Annotated in this window: 19 protein-coding genes; 12 read left to right on the forward strand and 7 right to left on the reverse strand. The window is 60.7% G+C overall.

Annotation, left to right across the window (positions count from 1 at the left end):
- Positions 1-216 precede the first annotated feature (216 nt).
- A complete protein-coding gene (locus QEO92_RS16010; RefSeq protein WP_227703678.1) occupies positions 217-1,104 on the forward strand; it encodes a DMT family transporter in 888 nt (295 codons plus the stop codon).
- 36 nt (positions 1,105-1,140) lie between these two features.
- Here the strand turns inward: QEO92_RS16010 and QEO92_RS16015 are convergent, their stop codons facing one another.
- The gene (locus QEO92_RS16015) at positions 1,141-1,692 is read right to left on the reverse strand and encodes a transglutaminase-like cysteine peptidase (protein WP_227703679.1); all 552 of its coding nucleotides are present in this window, start codon (positions 1,690-1,692) and stop codon (positions 1,141-1,143) included.
- A 257-nt stretch (positions 1,693-1,949) separates the two neighbouring features.
- On the opposite strand from QEO92_RS16015, the gene QEO92_RS16020 reads away from it, so the two are divergent.
- Positions 1,950-2,747, forward strand: coding sequence for a creatininase family protein (locus QEO92_RS16020; protein ID WP_227703680.1), 798 nt, complete (start codon positions 1,950-1,952; stop codon positions 2,745-2,747).
- On the opposite strand, the gene QEO92_RS16025 is transcribed toward QEO92_RS16020, so the two are convergent.
- Complete coding sequence (locus tag QEO92_RS16025) at positions 2,735-3,700, reverse strand: LysR family transcriptional regulator (protein ID WP_227703681.1); 966 nt, start codon at positions 3,698-3,700, stop codon at positions 2,735-2,737. The two genes, QEO92_RS16020 and QEO92_RS16025, sit on opposite strands and share 13 nt — an antisense overlap.
- 190 nt (positions 3,701-3,890) lie before the next feature.
- Between QEO92_RS16025 and QEO92_RS16030 the strand changes: the two genes are divergently transcribed.
- From QEO92_RS16030 to QEO92_RS16055, 6 genes are all read left to right on the forward strand, one after another.
- On the forward strand, positions 3,891-4,907 hold the full coding sequence (locus QEO92_RS16030; RefSeq protein ID WP_227703682.1) for an ABC transporter substrate-binding protein: 1,017 nt from the start codon (positions 3,891-3,893) through the stop codon (positions 4,905-4,907).
- Positions 4,908-5,053: 146 nt separating this feature from the next.
- Complete coding sequence (locus QEO92_RS16035) at positions 5,054-5,878, forward strand: ABC transporter ATP-binding protein (RefSeq protein WP_227703683.1); 825 nt, start codon at positions 5,054-5,056, stop codon at positions 5,876-5,878.
- Positions 5,878-6,729, forward strand: coding sequence for an ABC transporter permease (locus QEO92_RS16040; protein WP_227703684.1), 852 nt, complete (start codon positions 5,878-5,880; stop codon positions 6,727-6,729). The genes QEO92_RS16035 and QEO92_RS16040 overlap by 1 nt, the downstream gene beginning before the upstream one ends.
- Positions 6,729-8,045, forward strand: a complete 1,317-nt coding sequence (locus QEO92_RS16045; protein ID WP_227703685.1) for a cytosine deaminase — start codon at positions 6,729-6,731, stop codon at positions 8,043-8,045. Before QEO92_RS16040 ends, QEO92_RS16045 begins: the two co-directional genes overlap by 1 nt.
- A 3-nt stretch (positions 8,046-8,048) precedes the next feature.
- Positions 8,049-9,455 (forward strand): FAD-binding oxidoreductase, encoded by a 1,407-nt coding sequence (locus tag QEO92_RS16050; RefSeq protein WP_227703686.1) that lies wholly within the window; start codon positions 8,049-8,051, stop codon positions 9,453-9,455.
- Positions 9,455-10,036 carry an NAD(P)H-dependent oxidoreductase gene (locus QEO92_RS16055; RefSeq protein ID WP_037149131.1) on the forward strand — a complete coding sequence of 194 codons (582 nt, stop codon included), beginning with the start codon at positions 9,455-9,457 and terminating at the stop codon, positions 10,034-10,036. The genes QEO92_RS16050 and QEO92_RS16055 overlap by 1 nt, the downstream gene beginning before the upstream one ends.
- 3 nt (positions 10,037-10,039) lie before the next feature.
- On the opposite strand, the gene QEO92_RS16060 is transcribed toward QEO92_RS16055, so the two are convergent.
- Both QEO92_RS16060 and QEO92_RS16065 read right to left on the reverse strand, forming a co-directional pair.
- Positions 10,040-10,609, reverse strand: coding sequence for a dihydrofolate reductase family protein (locus tag QEO92_RS16060; RefSeq protein ID WP_227703687.1), 570 nt, complete (start codon positions 10,607-10,609; stop codon positions 10,040-10,042).
- 114 nt (positions 10,610-10,723) lie between these two features.
- Complete coding sequence (locus QEO92_RS16065) at positions 10,724-11,329, reverse strand: GNAT family N-acetyltransferase (protein ID WP_320443028.1); 606 nt, start codon at positions 11,327-11,329, stop codon at positions 10,724-10,726.
- A 94-nt stretch (positions 11,330-11,423) separates the two neighbouring features.
- Here QEO92_RS16065 and QEO92_RS16070 point away from each other — a divergent pair, with 94 nt between their 5' ends.
- From QEO92_RS16070 to QEO92_RS16080, 3 genes are all read left to right on the forward strand, one after another.
- On the forward strand, positions 11,424-12,617 hold the full coding sequence (locus QEO92_RS16070) for a low temperature requirement protein A (RefSeq protein WP_227703688.1): 1,194 nt from the start codon (positions 11,424-11,426) through the stop codon (positions 12,615-12,617).
- A gap of 54 nt (positions 12,618-12,671) precedes the next feature.
- A complete protein-coding gene (locus QEO92_RS16075; protein ID WP_037149126.1) occupies positions 12,672-13,247 on the forward strand; it encodes a transglycosylase SLT domain-containing protein in 576 nt (191 codons plus the stop codon).
- A gap of 177 nt (positions 13,248-13,424) precedes the next feature.
- On the forward strand, positions 13,425-14,138 hold the full coding sequence (locus QEO92_RS16080; RefSeq protein ID WP_227703689.1) for a DUF1353 domain-containing protein: 714 nt from the start codon (positions 13,425-13,427) through the stop codon (positions 14,136-14,138).
- Positions 14,139-14,144: 6 nt separating this feature from the next.
- Here the strand turns inward: QEO92_RS16080 and QEO92_RS16085 are convergent, their stop codons facing one another.
- Positions 14,145-14,534: a RidA family protein gene (locus tag QEO92_RS16085; protein ID WP_037149124.1), complete on the reverse strand. Its 390-nt coding sequence runs from the start codon at positions 14,532-14,534 to the stop codon at positions 14,145-14,147.
- A gap of 216 nt (positions 14,535-14,750) precedes the next feature.
- Here QEO92_RS16085 and QEO92_RS16090 point away from each other — a divergent pair, with 216 nt between their 5' ends.
- Positions 14,751-15,791, forward strand: coding sequence for a phytanoyl-CoA dioxygenase family protein (locus QEO92_RS16090; RefSeq protein WP_227703690.1), 1,041 nt, complete (start codon positions 14,751-14,753; stop codon positions 15,789-15,791).
- Positions 15,792-15,802: 11 nt separating this feature from the next.
- Here the strand turns inward: QEO92_RS16090 and QEO92_RS16095 are convergent, their stop codons facing one another.
- Both QEO92_RS16095 and QEO92_RS16100 read right to left on the reverse strand, forming a co-directional pair.
- A complete protein-coding gene (locus QEO92_RS16095) occupies positions 15,803-17,227 on the reverse strand; it encodes an aldehyde dehydrogenase family protein (protein ID WP_227703691.1) in 1,425 nt (474 codons plus the stop codon).
- Positions 17,228-17,314: 87 nt separating this feature from the next.
- Positions 17,315-17,929: an alpha/beta hydrolase gene (locus QEO92_RS16100; RefSeq protein ID WP_227703692.1), complete on the reverse strand. Its 615-nt coding sequence runs from the start codon at positions 17,927-17,929 to the stop codon at positions 17,315-17,317.
- Positions 17,930-17,963: the final 34 nt, after the last annotated feature.

The raw sequence follows: 17,963 nt of genomic DNA on the forward strand, positions 1-17,963 counted from the left end.
ACGAACGGTCGATACGCCACTTCGATTTCCTGCACTGCTTGTTACGGCAAACCGTCCAGGCATTGCAAACGGGCGCATCTATAATGCCTTGGCCGGAGGAAAGCGACCTGTTTGTGACTCCGCCGTGGTTTTTACGTGACAAAAGCGCGAGGCCCGCGCTATTTCCCGCCTCGCCCCTTCAAATCGCCGCGATCCCGCCGGCGCCGGAGACGTGTTTTGCATAAAAAAGCCTATCTTGCCCTCGTCATAGCAACCCTGTGCTGGGGCGGCAACGCGGTGGCAGGCAAACTCGCTGTCGGCCATGTGAGCCCGATGATGCTGACCTTCTGGCGCTGGCTCATCGCCACCGTCATCATCTTCGCGATCTCTGCGCCGCAGCTCAGGAAGGACTGGCCGGTCGTCAGGAAGAACCTGCCGATTCTCATCTTCCTCGGCGTCATGGGTTACGTCGTCTTCAACGCCGCGCTCTACACGGCCGTCAATTACACGACCGCGATCAACGTGACCGTCGAGCAGGTGCTCATCCCGATGTTGATCTTCGTGATGAATTTCGCCCTGTTCCGGATGAAGGTTTCCTTGGCACAGGTATTCGGCTTCACGCTGACATTCATCGGCGGCATCATTACCGCCGTCCACGGGGATTTCGAAACGCTCCGGACGCTGACCGTGAACATCGGCGATGCGATCATGATGATCGCGATCGTCGGTTATGCCATCTATACGGTCGCACTCAGATGGCGGCCGATGGTCAATTGGCGAACTCTGATGGCTGTGCCGGCCCTCGTCGCGATGCTCTTCAGCATACCGCTGGCGGCTTGGGAATATTCGAGCGGCCGGATGATCTGGCCGGATACGACGGGCTGGATCGTTGCGCTTTATACCGCCGTTTTCGCCTCGCTCATCGCGCAGGTCCTCTACATCGTCGGCGTCGGAAAGATCGGCGCCAACCGGGCGGGTCTGTTCATCAATCTCGTGCCCGTCTTCGGCACGCTGCTCTCAGTCGCTATCATCGGCGAGGACCTGCAGATCTTCCATATCGTCGCGCTGGCGCTGGCGCTCAGCGGCATCGCCATCGCCGAATGGGGAAAACCCGCCTCCGTCTGAGAAAGCGGGTTGGAGCGGGAAGAACCGCTTGAAGAATCAGATGTCGTAATAGGCCCGCGTGAGGGCCGGCGCGCGCTCGCGAATCAGGCGCGGCGCCTGGCTCGACATGTCGATGACCGGGCTGTCATTGCCAAGGATCACATCGCCGCGGTCTGTTGCCAGCACCAGGACACGCTCGACGCGACCTTCCTCGCTCACCGCATAGGCAATCCGCATCGCCTTGGCAGACCAGCCGAGCGAGATCAGATGGTCTCGCTTCAGGTCGGCGCAATCCAGGCAACCGTTAACGCCGAAATCGAGCGAGAGGCCGCCGGCGATATCGTCGAAACAGTCGTCCAGATCGGATATCGTACCGTTGACGGCCGAGTTGACCCGCAGCAGTTCGCGTCGCTTGGCGAAGGTCAGGATCAGCACGGCGTCATCGGCATCCTCATGACGCTCGATGGCCGGGACTTCCGACGTATGGATCTGCGCCGCCATGATAGACGAAAGCGACCGGGCGAAACCGCCGGCGCCGGCGGCATTGGCTTCCTTGCCGTAGATGAGGGCCGTCAGGACGACCGCGGAAATAATGAGCTTCTTGATCATAACGCTGCACCCTGTTTCCATCGGACGGCTCTCCGGCCGCCTTGTCTCTTGATGGCACAACTATACGCAGGGATGGTTTTCAGGGCGCTTAAGCAGATAGATGCAATTTTATTGAAATCCGCTTTTTTCCCGCCTTGAGACAGGCGATTGTCCGATGCGTACGCAAAAAGGCAGCATGCCGGGCGGAAATTGATGCTTTTCGAGACGTACTCGATCTCCTAACCCTGTCGCAAACATGGATGAAAGGCAGGAACAGCATGGGCAAGCCATTTTACTGGAATGAACTCAATACGCTCGATTTCGCTGATCTTTCGCCCGAAAAGACCATCGCCATATTGCCGATCGCTTCGACGGAGCAGCACGGGGCCCACCTTCCGGTCGCAACCGACGTGGTGATCGCCAACGGCATGCTGGCCGAACTGAAGGCCAAGCGGCCGGAGGATCTCGACATCCTCGTGCTGCCGACCCAGGAGATCGGCAAGGCGAACGAGCACGTCTACGGCCCCGGCACGCTTTCCCTCGGCCCGGAAATCCTCATCCCGATGTGGACCGCGATCGGTGCCAAGGTAGCGGAAACAGGCGTGAGAAAGCTCGTCATCGTCAATTCGCATGGCGGCAATGTCGACATCATGAGCATCGTCGGCCGCGAGCTGCGCGTTCGTCATCAGATGGCTGTGATCGGTACGCAATGGGGCCGCTTCGGCCATCCGGAGGGCCTGATCAGCGAGCACGAACAGAAATTCGGCATCCATGGCGGTGAGGTGGAAACGTCGCTGATGCTCCATTTCCGTCCCGATCTGGTGAGAATGGAGAAGGCGGAGAACTTCATCTCCAAGGCGGAATGGATGAAGACGCAGTCGAAATACATACAACCCACCCCACCGCACGCGCTCGCCTGGCTTGCGCATGACCTGAACCCCAATGGTGTCGTGGGTGATGCTTCGAAGGGGACGGCCGAAAAGGGCGCCCTCATCTGCCGCTACCAGGTGGCGGGTTTCATTGAAATGCTGCGTGATTTCGAGGCCTATTCGCTCGACAACCTCTATTCGCGCTGAGCATCCCGCGCAACTGCCTGCATCGGCACATGCCCCTTGGCCTCCAGCTCGCTCACGATCGCGATAAGCTCCGACAGCAGGAATTCCACGAACAGGCTCGTGGCCGTGTCGAGCGTGGCGCGCGAGCGGGCAAAAAGCTTCATCGGCTGGTGGCGCGCGTGCGGATTGGCAAGCGGCCGGAAGACGAGTTCGCCGCGCCGACATTCCGGCAATACATCGAGCGGGTTGAGCAGCGTCAACCCCGTACCGGCCTTGACAAGCTTCTTCAGCATTTCCGATGCATTGGTCTCGACCACCGGCTCGACCGGTGTGGACAGCGGCGAGAGCGCCAGATTGATGACGTTGCGCAAGCTGGTGCCCGGCTGGGCGAGTACCAGCGGTTCCTGTACGACCTCAGCGAGATCGACAGGCCCCTCCTCGCCGGCCAGCCGGTGCCCCGGAGGCATCACGGCACCGATCGGTATATCGAAATTGGCGAGCGTCCGGATGCCGGGCGTCGCCGGGATGTTGAAACCGAGGCCGAAATCCACTTCCCCTGAAATTACCGGCTGGAGAGTGTTGGAAGGTCCGTCGTTCCTCAAATGGATACGCACGCGTGGGTGCTGCGCGACAAATTGGGCTATGATTTCCGGCAGCGGTCCGGCCGCAAGCCCGACGGTCGAGACCAAAGTCACCTTGCCGGCTTGCGGCATCTTCAACCCTCGGATGCGTGTCTCCATCCGCTCGTAGGTCTTCAGCACCTCGCGGATATGTTCGATGCAAAGCTCGCCGGCCGCGGTCAGCTTCAGCCCGCGCGGCATCCGCTCGAAGATCGGCGCGCCCAATTCCTCTTCGAGCGCAAGGATCTGCCGATTGACCGCCGAGGAAGCGACGTTCAGCCGGGCCGCCGCCTTGCGGATCGAGCCGCAGCGGGCGATCTCGTCGATATAAAGAAGTTTTCGCGAGTGCAGCATTTTATCTCCGGCCCTCATTGCTTCTTTTTTGATCATGCCGCACAATTTGGCAGATCAAAACTCGACCGATGCCTGAAAGGCATCAATGTGGACGAATTTTGATGCTTTTCAAAGAGCAACGCAACCGTACAAATGCTGTGAATGGAATGCTCTCACGATGCCGAAAGGCTTAACAGGGGAACGAAGCGACATGTCCAATATACTGACAATAAAGGGTATTCTGGCCGCTGCCGGCCTCTTCGCGGCGACACTTGCAGTAACGCCTGCGAGTGCTCTCGATGAAGTCTCGTACGGCACCAACTGGCTCGCCCAGGCCGAGCACGGCGGCTTCTACCAAGCCGTCGCCGATGGCACCTATGAGAAGCATGGACTGAAGGTGACCATCGTCCAGGGTGGCCCGAACGCCGCCAATCGTGCGCTTCTGATTGCCGGCAAGGTCGATTTCTATATGGGCGGACCGCTTGGCGATATGGATGCCGTCAAGCAGGGCATCCCGCTCATCAGCGTCGCCTCGATCTTTCAGAAGGACCCGCAGGTTCTGCTTGCCCATCCGGATGCCGGCGTCGAGAAATTCGAAGACCTTGCCAAGATGGACACGATCTTCATGGGCAAGGAGGGCTACGTCACCTATTTCGAGTGGATGAAGAAGAACTTCCAGGGTTTCCGCGACGACCAGTACAAGCCCTATACCTTCAACCCCGCCCCTTTCATCGCCGACAAGAAGTCCGCGCAGCAGGGCTATCTGACGTCCGAGCCCTATGAGATCGAAAAACAGGCCGGCTGGGCGCCGAAGGTCTTCCTGATCGCCGATGCCGGCTACGGCTCCTATTCGACCATGATCACCACCACGCAGCAGATGATCGACAAGAAGCCCGACATGGTGCAACGCTTCGTCGATGCCTCGATCGAGGGCTGGTACAACTACCTCTACGGCGACAACAAGGCGGCCAACGATCTGATCAAGAAGGACAATCCGGAAATGACGGATGGCCAGATCGCCTATTCGATCGCCAAGATGAAGGAATACGGCATCGTCGAATCCGGCGCCGCCATGGAAAAGGGCATCGGCTGTATCACCGACGAGCGTTACAAGAAGTTCTTCGACTCGATGGTGGCGATCGGTGTCGAACCGGCCGACCTCGACTACAAGAAGGCCTATTCGACCAAGTTCGTCTGCAAGGGCGTCGGAATGGCGCTCAAGAAGTAAACGTGGCTGGCTCCTTTCGCCCCTCACCCCGACCCTCTCCCCGCATCCGGGAGAGGGAACCTGCCATAAGCAGCGTCCGAGGGTGAAGGAAGCCGGCATGCCGGCTGAGGGGCAATCTCTTCGCATTTACTGTCGCAAGGCCCGTAATGACCACGTCCCAAGCACCGCTGATCCCAGCCCCCGGAGACACCCGCAGACGCCCGCTGGTCGTGATGCGCAGCGTCTCGAAAATGTTCTCCAGCGGCACGCTCGCACTCTCCGACATGTCGCTGACGGTCGAACCCGGCGAGTTCGTCAGCCTGCTTGGCCCCTCCGGCTGCGGCAAGTCGACGGCACTCCGGATCATCGCCGGCCTAGGCGACACGACGACGGGTACGATCGACTGGCCGAGCTCGCGCATCAATTCCAAGGGATTGCCGGAGGGCGACATCTCCTTCGTCTTCCAGGAGCCGACGCTGATGCCGTGGCAGACGGTGTTCGGCAATGTCTACCTGCCCTTGAAACTGCGCGGCGTTTCAAAATCCGCGGCCCGTGACGAGATCATGGAGACGCTCGAAACCGTTGGCCTCAAAGACTTCGCCGGCGCCTATCCGCGCGAGCTGTCCGGCGGCATGAAGATGCGCGTTTCCATTGCCCGCGCGCTGGCGACCAAGCCGAAGCTCCTGCTGATGGATGAGCCCTTCGCAGCGCTCGACGAGATCACCCGCCAGAAACTCAATGACGACGTGCTGAGGCTCTGGCGCGAAACGGGGATCACGGTGATCTTCGTCACCCATTCCGTCTTCGAATCCGCCTATCTTTCGAACCGCATCGTGGTGATGAAGGCGCGGCCCGGCCGGGTGCATGCGGATTTCCCGCTGGTCACGAGCCTCGGTCGCGACGCGCACTACCGAACCTCGGAAGAATACCGCCAGGCCTGCGAAAAGGTCTCCAACATGCTCCTGGAAGCGATCGGCGGGGAGGAACACTGATGGCGACGACCAGTCTTGAAAGCAATCCGCCCCTTGCGCCTCCGAAGCCCGGCTTTTTCGGCCGTCATCGCGATACGCTCCTGCGCACGCTGATCCCGGTCGGCGTGGTGATCGCGCTGATCCTGCTCTGGCAGTTCATCATCACCGTCAACAGCATCCCGCAATATATCCTGCCGGGGCCGCTGGCGGTCGCCAGTTCGCTCTACAACGATTGGGGCACGCTCTGGCCGGCCCTTTGGGTCACGACGCAGATCACCATGCAGGCGCTGGCGCTTGCGTTGATCGGCGGCGTCGGCATTGCCATCTTCCTGGTCCAGTCGAAATGGATCGAGACGGCCTTCTATCCGATCACCGTCATCCTGCAGGTGACGCCGATCGTGGCGATCGCGCCGCTGATTTTGATCTATGCGCCGACGACACAGGTTGCACTGCTGATCTGCGCCTTCCTCGTCGCCTTCTTCCCGATCCTGTCCAACATGGTTCAGGGCCTGAAGAGTGTCGACCATAACCTGCTCAACCTCTTCGATCTTTATGGCGCGTCGCGCTGGCAGACGCTGCTTTATCTCAAACTCCCCTCCTCGCTCCCCTATTTCATGACGGGTTTGAGGATCGGCGGTGGCCTGGCGCTGATCGCCGCCGTCGTGGCGGAATTCGCCGCGGGTTCGGCCGGTGCGGGTTCCGGCCTTGCCTTCCGTCTGCTCGAATCCCAGTATCGCCTTAACATCCCGCGGCTCTTTGCGGCGCTGATCCTGCTTTCCGTGCTCGGCGTGGTGATCTTTATGATCACCTCCTTTATCGCCTGGCTCGGTCTGCACCGCTGGCATGAAAGCAGCCTGAAGAGAGAGAACTGATGACTGCCGGCTTCATGCAGCTTCCAGACGCCCGCCGTTTCGCGCTCGTCAACGCGATCTTACCCGGCGTTCTCGTGAAAGGTTTTGCCGCGCCTGCAAGAGAGGGCCTGATCTCGGCGGATCTGATCGTCTCTCAAGGCAGGATCGAAAAGATCCTGCCTGCCGGCACCGCGCCTGCCGATCTCGTCAAGGCAGACCTGCGCAACAGCATGGTCTGGCCCTGTTTCGTCGACATGCATACCCATCTCGACAAGGGTCATTTCTGGGATCGCCGCCCGAACCCCGACGGCACGTTCATGGGCGCGCTCGAGAATGTCCGAGAGGACCGCATCGCCAACTGGACGGCGGACGACATCCGCGCCCGCTTCGAATTTTCGTTGAAAAGCGCCTATGCGCACGGCACGAAACTGATCCGCACCCATCTCGACTCCATCCCGCCGCAGCCGGATATTTCCTTTCCGCTGTTTGCGGAACTGCGCGAGGAGTGGAAGGACAGGATCGCGCTGCAGGCCGTCGCCCTCCTGCCACTCGAATGCGTTCCGGATGAAGCCGTGTTCGACGGCATCGTCAAAACGACGAAACAGCATGGCGGGCTGCTCGGCGGCGCCACCCGCATTCTTCCCGATTTCGAAAATATCCTCGATAAGCTGTTTCGCGCCGCGTCCGACCATGGCCTCGATATCGATCTGCATGTGGATGAAACAGAAGACCGGCAGGTCCTCACGCTGGAAGCGATCGCCGACGCCAAGAAACGCAACCGCTTCGAGGGCGCGGTCACCGTCGGCCATTGCTGCTCGCTGGCGAGGCAGGACGACGAGACGGCAAAGCGCGTGATCGACAAGGTCGCGGAGGCCGGGATTTCCGTCGTGTCGCTCCCGATGTGCAACATGTATCTGCAGGACCGCTACGATGGCCGCACCCCTCGCTGGCGTGGTGTGACCCTGTTTCACGAACTGGTTGCCGCGGGCGTCAAGACCGCCGTCTCCTCCGACAATACCCGCGATCCCTTCTATGCCTATGGCGACATGGACCCGGTGGAAGTCTTCCGGGAGGCAGTCCGCATCCTGCATCTCGACCACCCGCTCGACACCTCGGCCCGCGTCGTCACCTCGACGCCTGCTGAAATTCTCGGCCGACCCGATATCGGCTTGATTGCCGAAGGTGCGCCCGCCGATCTCATCCTCTTCAGCGCCAGGCGCTGGAGTGAATTCCTTTCCCGTCCGCAGGCCGACCGCATCGTGATGCGGAATGGCATGGGCATCGACCGTCGCCTGCCGGATTATCGTGACCTTGACCCGATCATCATGAAAGGCTGAGGCATGGCCGATTACGCCAAGATCAAACAGGAGCTCGAAGGCATCGCGGTGGAGGACAATCCGGCGCTGGTGCGCCAGAAGAGCCGTGATTTCTACTGGTATTCGCCGATCCTGAAGGAAGAGCTCGAAAACGTCACCGCCGACCTCGTGGTCTCGCCGAAGACCGAAGACGAGGTGATCCGCACCCTGAAGGTCGCCTATGCGCATGGCGTACCGGTCACCCCACGCGGCGCCGGCACCGGCAATTACGGCCAGGCCATGCCGCTTTCCGGCGGCATCGTCCTGAATCTCATCAACATGAACAGGGTCAAGGAGATCCATCCGGGCCGCGTGATCGCTGAGCCGGGCGTCGTGATTGCTGAACTTGACCGCCAGACGAGAGCGCATTCCGGCCAGGAACTGCGCTTCCATCCCTCCACCGCCCAGACGGCGACGATCGGCGGCTTCGTCGCCGGCGGCTCCGGAGGCGTCGGCTCGATCCATTGGGGCGGCCTGCGCGACCTCGGTAATATCCTGCGCCTGCGCGTCGTCACCATGGAAGCAGAACCGCGCGTGCTGGACCTCACCGCCTGGGACCTGCAGAAGGTCACGCACGCCTACGGGACCAACGGCATCATCGTCGAGGTCGAGATGCCGCTTGCTCCGGCCTATGACTGGGTGGACGTGCTGGTCGGCTATGACGACTTCATGGATGCGGTACGCTTCGGCGATGCGATCGCCCATAAGAACGGCATCCTCGTGAAGGAAATCGCCCCCATAGCCGCGCCGATCCCCCACGACTACTTCCCCCGTCACAAGCCCTTCATCCGCCATCGCGGCCAATCGGTCTGCGTGCTGATGGTGGCGCCGCATTCCATCGATGCCTTCACCGCCTTCACCGAGCGCCAGAAGGGCGAAATCCTCTTTCGTTCCGACAAGGTCGAGAGCATGAAGGGCATCCCACATGCCTATGAACTTGCCTGGAACCACACGACATTGCGCGCCTTGAAGGTCGATGCGAACTTCACCTATCTGCAGGTCCAGTATCCGGGGCCTGACCATGTTGCCAAGGTCGAGAAAATGGTGAAGATTTTTGGCGACGAAGTGCCGGGCCATCTGGAATTCATCAGGTTCGACGGACGGATGCAGTGCTCCGGCCTGCCGCTGGTGCGCTACACGACCCGGGAGCGGCTGGAGGAGATCATGCAGATCCACCGCGACAACGGCTGCCCGATCTTCAATCCGCACCGCTACACGCTGGAGGAAGGCGGCATGAAACAGACGGACGTGGTGCAACTTGCCTTCAAGAAGGAAACGGACCCGAAAGGCCTGTTGAACCCCGGCAAGATGATCGCCTGGGATAATCCGGACTTCGATTTCTCGGCCGGCAAGAACTACCTCTTCCCCGGACTTGCAGCGGCAGGCGGCTGATGCGCGTTTTGCTTCTCCACTCGCATCCGGTCGAATCGAGCTATGGCTCTGCGCTGTATGAGCAGGCGCGCGAGAGCTTGCGGAAAGCCGGGCATGAGGTAGACGACTGCAATCTCTACGCGGAAGGCTTCGATCCGGTCATGTCCCGCCATGACCGGATGATTTATCACACCTATCCCGACAATCTGGAACTCGTGAGACCTTATGTCGACCGGCTCCAGAAGGCCGAAGGCCTGGTGATCGTCACGCCCGTCTGGAATTTCGGCTGGCCGGCGATGCTCAAAGGCTATTTCGACCGCGTCTGGCTGCCGGGCGTGACCTTCGAGATGGAAGGTGGAAAGCTGATCCGCAAGCTCGACAACATCCGCAAGGTGGCCGTCGTGCTGACCTATGGCGCCACCCGCTGGCGTGCCTTCCTTGCCGGCGACCCGCCAAGGAAGCTCGCCAGGCGCGTGCTGCGTGTCCAGACCAACCCGGCCCGGGCGGTCAAATTTCTCGCCCATTACGACATGAACAATTGCACGCCCGAAACCCGCGCAGCCTTCCTCGCTAGAGTGAAACGCGAGATGGAGCGTTTCTGATCTTCACGTCTCGTAGCGCAGATGGACGATGCCGTCGTTGAACGACAGCACATCGATGAGCTTCATCTGGGCCACGGAATATCCCGCCGGAAAGAGCCGCGTGCCGCGCCCGAGTACGGTCGGATAGACCATCAGGTTATACCGGTCGATCAGCCCGGCCGGCATCAGCGAATGCACCAGACCTGCGCTGCCGTAGATCAGGATGTTGCCGTCGAGCTTTTCCCTGAGCTCCCGGACTTTCGCGACGACATCGCCGGAGAGCACCATCGTATTGTTCCAGCCCGCTTCGGAAAGGCTGTTCGAGGCGACGAATTTCGGCATGCTGTTCATCCGGTCGGCAAAGCCTTCCTCGTCCTTCACCAGCGGCCAGACGGCGGCGAAGCTGTCATAGGTCATGCGCCCAAGCAGCACGGCGGAAGCGGAGAACAGCTCCGCACGCTTGAATTTGTCGCCGTCCGGTCCGCGCGTGAAGGGCCCGGTCCAGTCGCCGAGACCGGAATTCTCCATCCCGACCGGGTCTTCAATCACGCCATCAAGCGAGATGTACTGCGAAACGATGATTTTGGCCGTCATTGGCTCTCTCCTCGGGCTTTGCGTTTCAAAGCGCATCCGCGCCTTCCACCCAAGGACGCCGCAGCCCTCACTTCGCCGACATCAGTCTGTGCGAAACAAGATTTTTCCTTGCCTTCAGCATTGGGCACCGCGCCGCAAACGCAAGGCCTCAGCCTCGACCGCGGTAATTCGGGCTCCGGCATCTGTCATTTCCGGCCCGTCGACGTTTTCGGAAATGAAAAGAAACCGATCCGCGTCAGCACCCGCAGACGTCACGGTCCGATAGGTCTCCCACCGATGGTGAATTCTGGCCGCCACATGCAGGGAGGGAACATTCTCCGGACTGACGATCGAGACAACTCGCCGGAATCTCAGTTTGGTGAGGCCGTAGTTCCGGCAGGCGGAGGCGGCCTCGATGGCATAACCACGCCCCAACCATTCGCGCCGCAGATGATAGCCAATCTCCGGCTCCAAGCCTGATGGCGTTTTCTGCAGCGTAATCCCGCAGTCGCCGATCAGTTCGCCGCTCGCCTTCTCGACGATTCCCCAAAGGCCGAAATCATTTTCCGCATAGCTTTGAAAGGCAAGCTTTTCGAACCAGGCGAACGTCTCCTCCAGGGTCTTGGAGCGCGGATAATACCGCATGCTCTCGGCATCGCCGAAGATGCGATGCAGGATAGGCACGTCGGCTCGCTTGAGCTTCCGCAAGACCAGTCGATCGGTGTCAAGAACCTCCGGCATATTCCCTCCGCTGCTCGATGGAGTCGGTCTTTACTTGAGAACGCTTTTTTGCGCTATTCGTCATCTCGACTGTTGATTCAAGGACATGCGAACGATGACGAACCAAGCCTCACCGATCGCCGGTTTTCTCCGCCCCCTTCACTCCCGCGATCCGGACGAACATCACCGCGTCGCGACCTCGCTCGAATTGCTGTTCGACCTCGTATCGGTGATCGCGATTGCCTCTGCCGCCGCCGGCCTGCACCATGCGATTGCGGAAAACCACGCCGCCCAGGGCGTCATCACCTTCGCCATGGCCTTCTTCGCCATCTGGTGGGCCTGGATGAATTTCACCTGGTTCGCCTCGGCCTACGACAATGACGACGTCGTCTACCGGCTCTTGACCATGGTTATCATGGGCGGCTCGCTGACGATGGCCGCCGGCATTCCGGCACTCTTCACGGAAGAGCCGGATTTTACCATGGTGATCTTCGGTTATGTGATCATGCGCATTGCCATGATCGTCCTCTGGCTTCGCGCCGCCTATCACGATCCCAACCGCCGCCGCACCGCGCTTGCCTATGCGGCCGGCATCTTCATCGCCCAACTCTATTGGGTCGCCTTCCTTGCCGTGCAGCCGGTCTCCACCGGCACGGCCTATGCCATGTTCGTGATCGGCGCCATTCTCGAAATCGCCGTCCCCGCGATTGCGGAGCCTCTCAGCGCCAACACGCCCTGGCATCGCCATCATATCATCGAGCGTTACGGCCTTTTGAACATCATCGTGCTGGGAGAAACGTTGCTCTCCGGCTCCATGGCGCTCAGGCAGGTGGCTGGCCATTTCGACATCATGCTGGTGCACACGGCGCTTTCGGCACTCGTCATTGTCTTCGCGCTCTGGTGGGCCTATTTCGCCCGCCAGGAGCATCTCGGCTCCCGCAAGCTCAGCCGGTCGTTGTTATGGGGTTACGGCCATTTCTTCATTTTCGCGTCCGGGGCGGCCGTCGGGGCAGGCTTTGCCGCGCTGGTCGACATCATCACCCATCATTCGGAAGTGCCGCTTCTCGTCGGTGACTATGCGGTGGCGATCCCCGTCGCCATCTATTACGCAAGCCTCTGGTTTGTGCGCGACCGCTTTGCCTGTAACGGCTTCTCTCGTTATGCGCTCCTCATCTTCGGTCTGCTTGGCCTCGTCGCGCCGGCAATCGGGCTCGGCTTGGAAGGCATTGCCGCAACGACTGCGCTTGGCGTCATCGTCCGCAATTCGCTGGCGGCGCATGAAGAATCTGGAGACCATATCGGCCACTAAACTTTTCCTTAAATTTTACCGGTTATTAATCTCTCGAACTTGAGAGATTAAGCGATGCGTATTGCGTTTTTCATCGCCCTCATGGCCCTCACACTGACCGCCTGCGCCTCCGCGCCGAGCCGGGTCACGAATGCCTGCGCGATCTTCGAGCAGAAGGACGGCCTCTTCAACAACTGGTCGCGCCAGGCCAAGGCGGCGGAACGGGAATTCGGCGTGCCGGTGCCGACCCTGATGGCGACGATCTACGTCGAATCCGGCTTCCGGCCCTATGCCAAGCCGCCGCGCAAATATGTCCTCGGTATTATCCCGTGGGGACGTGTTTCTTCTGCCTACGGCTATGCGCAGGCGCTCGACGGCACCTGGCTCCAGTACAAGAAGGAGACGGGCCGCTGGAGGGCAAGCCGCAGCGATTTCGGCGACGCCGTCCATTTCGTCGGCTGGTATCACAATCAGAGCCACGTCAAGAATGGCATTCCGCTCTCCGACAGCTATAATCTCTACCTTGCCTATTATTCCGGCCAGGCGGGTTATTCACGCGGCCAGTTCTCCTCCGGCACGCGGCAGGCGGCACGGAAATCCGCCAGCATGGCGGAACGATACGAAGCCCAGCTCAGAAGCTGCGGGTACTGAGCGTCTTCCTAACCGCCAACGATGAGTCGTAATCCGCAAGAAAGGGTCACGTCGCAGATCCGTGCGTGACATGATCTGAAGCAGACACAACAATAAAGAGAAAAGAAATCACCCATCATCCACGGTTGCAGACCAAATAAAATTGAGGCAATATCCGCGGCGGATGGGGGCAGATAGATGCGGAAAGGCATTTATACGACGTTTATTGCTTTACTTGTTTTGGCCGGCTGCGGAACGATTTACTATCGTGATCTGAAACCCGGCTCCTTCAGCGGCAAGCTCTTTGTCATGTGGGTCGGCGAAGGCAATTCCAGCGGAGACGGCAAGTTCGTCTTTGTCCCGGCTCCCGGAAATGAGCTCACCTTCACGCGGCCTTCGGGCAGCCACACGGCAGGCATCATAAAGCCGGGCGTCATGTACACCGACGGCGGCTCCATCCCGAAGATCGCCCAGATGTTCAAGGGACTTTCACCTTGGGGTTATGCGCCGGCCTACATGATTCACGACTGGCTTTTCGTGGCGAGGCATTGTCTCGTGGACGAAGCCCCGGATGCCCGCTTTCAAGACCTAAGCGATGTCGACTTCGACGAGTCAGCCAGGATCGTCGGGGAGGCCATCCATGCCCTCATCGATGAAAGGAAGGTGGCAAGGAACGACCTTGCCGGAGAAGCGGTGACCTCTGCCGTGAGCAGTGGCATTGCAAGACGTCTCTGGGACGAGAAAGGCGCCTGCGAAAGATCACAGATCTCGAAGGAGCACCTCGCTGAAATAAATGCGGTATTTCCCGATATTTCAACAAGTGCCAAATTGCGAACCTTCCGGCTTCCTCCCGATATGCCGCAAGTTCCCCCGCGACGGCAGGCAAGGATTATATCTGTTGTCGAATTTTGACGGCGCTCAAAACACCTTGGCGGCCGTCACTTCCACTTCGACCAGGAATTCCGCCCGGGTGAAGCCGCTGACGATGATGAGCGTCGACACCGGCTTCGGGTCGAGCGTGTAGCGGTCGCGCACCGCCATATAGGCCGGAAAGTCCTCGCGGCTCGTCACAAAGCCGGAAATGCGGATGACGTCCGCATAGGTCATGCCCGCCTCTTCCAGGATCGCGCCGATCGCCTGGAAGCAAAGCTCCGCCTGCCTGGTCACGTCCGGCGGTATTTTCTCGTCAGGCGAAATGCCGAGTTGGCCGGAAGTCACCAGCAGGCTCGCGCCCGGCGGCACCAGAAGTCCATGATTGTAAGCACCGAACGGTTTGCGCACGGAAGGAGGATTGAAAACACGATTCATGGGGGCGAGCTCTTCGGTTCGTGCTGGAAGCATCGGACGGTAAACCAGCAAATCGATTCTCTCCACCGGATTCAAGGCATCGGCGATGTTACGCCACGCCGGCAACATTGCAGGGGTGCCGTTGAAGAGGGCACGCGATTTCCGGGCCTCTTGCCTCGCCCCTCTTTCTGATTATCCTTCATCAGGGATTATGCAGGGACAAGGGAGGGGAGATCCATGTCGCGCGCTGTCGCCCAATGGTGGCGTTATCCGGCTTTTGCCCTCGGCATTTTTGGGAGCGAGAAATCCTTTCGCAAGAATCCGCTGCTCGGACATCCTCGCCTCAATGAACTCGGCCTGCACCGCGAGCGCGTTCGCCTCGCCGCCCGCATGGCGAGTTACCGTCGCAAAGTGCTCGGCGTATCGGTGAGCGCCGAAGAAAGAGCAGCCTTCGATCGGGACGGCTTCATCATCCGCGAGAACGCCCTCCCCGCAGACGTCTTCCAGCGCATCCGTGATTTTCTCCAGAACGAGCCGCTGCCCGCCCGCGAGATGCGCCAAGGACAGGCGGTGACGCGGATGATCCCCATCAATCCGCAGCTTCTGGCGAAGATGCCGGATATGGCGCGCTTCAGCCGCGATCCGTCGATCGCCGGCCTCATTCGATATGTGGGAGGCGCCGGAGGCGATCCGGTCTATTTCGTCCAGACCGTCATTGCCGAACCGGCGGTCAAGCAGGCGGACCCGCAGACCGCTCTGCACGCGGACACGTTCCATTCAACATCCAAGGCCTGGCTGTTTTTGCAGGACGTCGGTCCGGACGACGGACCATTCGTATTCGTGCCCGGTAGCCATAAACTCACCGAGAAGCGGCTGGACTGGGAATACCGACAGAGCCTGCTGGCCAATTCGGACAAACGCTCCCACCATGCGGACGGATCGTTCCGCATCACGCCCGCGGAACTGTCGGAGCTTGGCGACTTCGCGCCGCAGAAGGTGGCGGTGCCTGCCAACACGCTGGTGGTGGCCGATACCTATGCCTTCCATTCGCGTGCGGTCAGCGACAGGCATACGACCCGGGTGGAACTGCACGCCTATCATCGCGCCAATCCCTTTACGCCGCTGCCCTTCTCGCCCACCAGCCTTATTCCGGGTATCCGCGACCGCCAGCTCGATCTCTATCTCATGTTCGCGGACCGCAAGGCGAAGAAAGCCGGCAGGCAGCCGGTCTGGAAGGATGTCGGCGCCTGCACCGCCTTTTCCGAGCCGCATATCTGACAACGGCCCGCTCAATCCCCGTAGCCGACGATCCCCTTGATTTCGAGGAAGTCGTGGACGCCCCAGTCTGCATATTCGCGACCGTTGCCGGACTGCTTGTAACCGCCGAAGGGTGCGAAAAGGTCCCATTCCGGATAATTGATGTAGACGGAACCGGCCCGCAGGCGCGACGCCACCTTGCGGGCATGTCCGAGTTCACCCTGAATATAGGCGGCAAGCCCGTAGGGCGTATCGTTGGCGATCTCGATCGCCTGCTCTTCCGTCTCGTAGGAAAGAACGGAAAGAACCGGCCCGAAGATCTCTTCGCGGGCAATGGTCATGTCGTTGGTGACATGACCGAACACGGTCGGCCGCACGTAATAGCCGCGATTGAGCCCGTCTGGCCGGCCCGGTCCGCCGGTGACGAGCGTCGCGCCCTCGGAAATGCCGGCCTCGATCAGCCTCTGGATCTTGTCGAACTGCGTCTGGCTGACGACCGGGCCGAGATCGGTGCCGTCGGCGCGCGGATCCCCGGTCTTGAGCTTCTCCGCAGCCGTCTTGGCAATCTCAAGCGCCTCGTCATGGCGCGTCGCCGGCACGAGCATGCGGGTCGGCGCATCGCAGGACTGGCCGGAATTGCCGAAACAGGCGGTCACGCCCTCCGCCACGGCCTTTTCGAAATCCGCATCCGGCAGAATGATATTGGGCGATTTGCCGCCGAGCTCCTGCGCGACGCGCTTCACCGTATCGGCAGCCGTCTTGGCGACGACGATGCCGGCGCGGGTTGAGCCGGTGAAGGAGACCATGTCCACATCCGGATGGCCGGCCATCACCTGCCCCACGTCCGGGCCCGTGCCGTTGACGAGGTTGAAGACGCCCTTCGGCGTGCCGGCCGCCTCCATCACCTCGGCGAAGATGATGCCGGAAATCGGCGCGATCTCTGAAGGTTTGAGCACCATGGTGCAGCCGGCCGCGATCGCAGGTCCGACCTTGCAGGTGATCTGGTTGAGCGGCCAGTTCCAGGGCGTGATGAGGGCTGAGACGCCGATCGGCTCCTTGACGACCATCGTCGTGCCGCGCCTCTCGGTGAATTCGTATCTCTCCAGCGCCTCGATCGTGGCGCCGAGATGCCCCTTGCCGGCCGCCGCCTGTGCCTCGCGGGCAAAACCGAGCGGCGCACCCATCTCTCGTGAGACGGCCTGGGCTATGTCTTCGTAGCGCTTTTCATATTCGGCAAGGATGCGCTTCAGAAGCGCCAGCCGTTCGCCCTTCGGCCATTGGGAAAAGGAGGCGAACGCGGCTCTCGCGGCGGCGACCGCCCTGTCCACATCCGCCGTCGAACCGAGCGCGATCTGCGTATAGGCCTCTTCGGTCGAAGGGTCGATGACATCGAGCGCGACGGGGATTTCGGGCTTCACCCAGGCCCCGTCGATGAAGAACTTCAGATGGTTGCTCATGGAAGACCTCCGGACAGCCAGAGAAACGGCATGGCCACTATCGGCCAAGCCCCTAACCCTCGCAAGTCCGGAGTTTCCCCTGAGACCCTATCCCCCGTAAGGCGTGAAAAACGTCTTGATGGCTTCGATCTCGTTCGGCCGGATTTCGTGGCCGCCGCCATGCCATTCGAGCGTCACCGTATCGCCCTGCCGCTTGAAATAGTCGGCAAGCGCCACCGTTTGCGGCACCGGGCAGATCGGGTCGTTCTCGCCGGCCGTGATCAGCACATGCGCTTCTTCACCGGCCTTGCGGTCCTTCGGCGAAAACGGGATCAGCGGATGCATCAAGACCCCCGCCTCGAACAGGCCGGGCTTCTCGATCATGATATTGGCGAGAATGTTCGCACCGTTCGAGAAGCCGAGGCCGAGCACGGTCGAGGATTCGTAGCGGTCGCGGTTGGCGGCTACGAACTCGCTCATCCGCTCGGTTGCGCGCGCCAGGTCGTCGCAATCGTAGACGCCCTCCGCCTTGCGCCGGAAGAAGCGGGCCGCGCCGTGTTCGGACACGTCGCCGCGCGGCGAGATCACCGTCGCGCCGGCCAAAAGCCTGCCGCCGAAATCGAAGAACTGGTTCTCGTCGCCGCCGGTGCCATGGAAGACGAACAGGATCGGCGATCCGGGCGCACCGGCCTTTGCCCGGTGCACGTAGCTGTCGTAACTCATTGGATTCTCCTGAAATCTGCTTGATCCGGCGGCG

It is taken from the genome of Neorhizobium petrolearium, from assembly GCF_029854435.1.
Taxonomy (GTDB): domain Bacteria; phylum Pseudomonadota; class Alphaproteobacteria; order Rhizobiales; family Rhizobiaceae; genus Neorhizobium; species Neorhizobium petrolearium.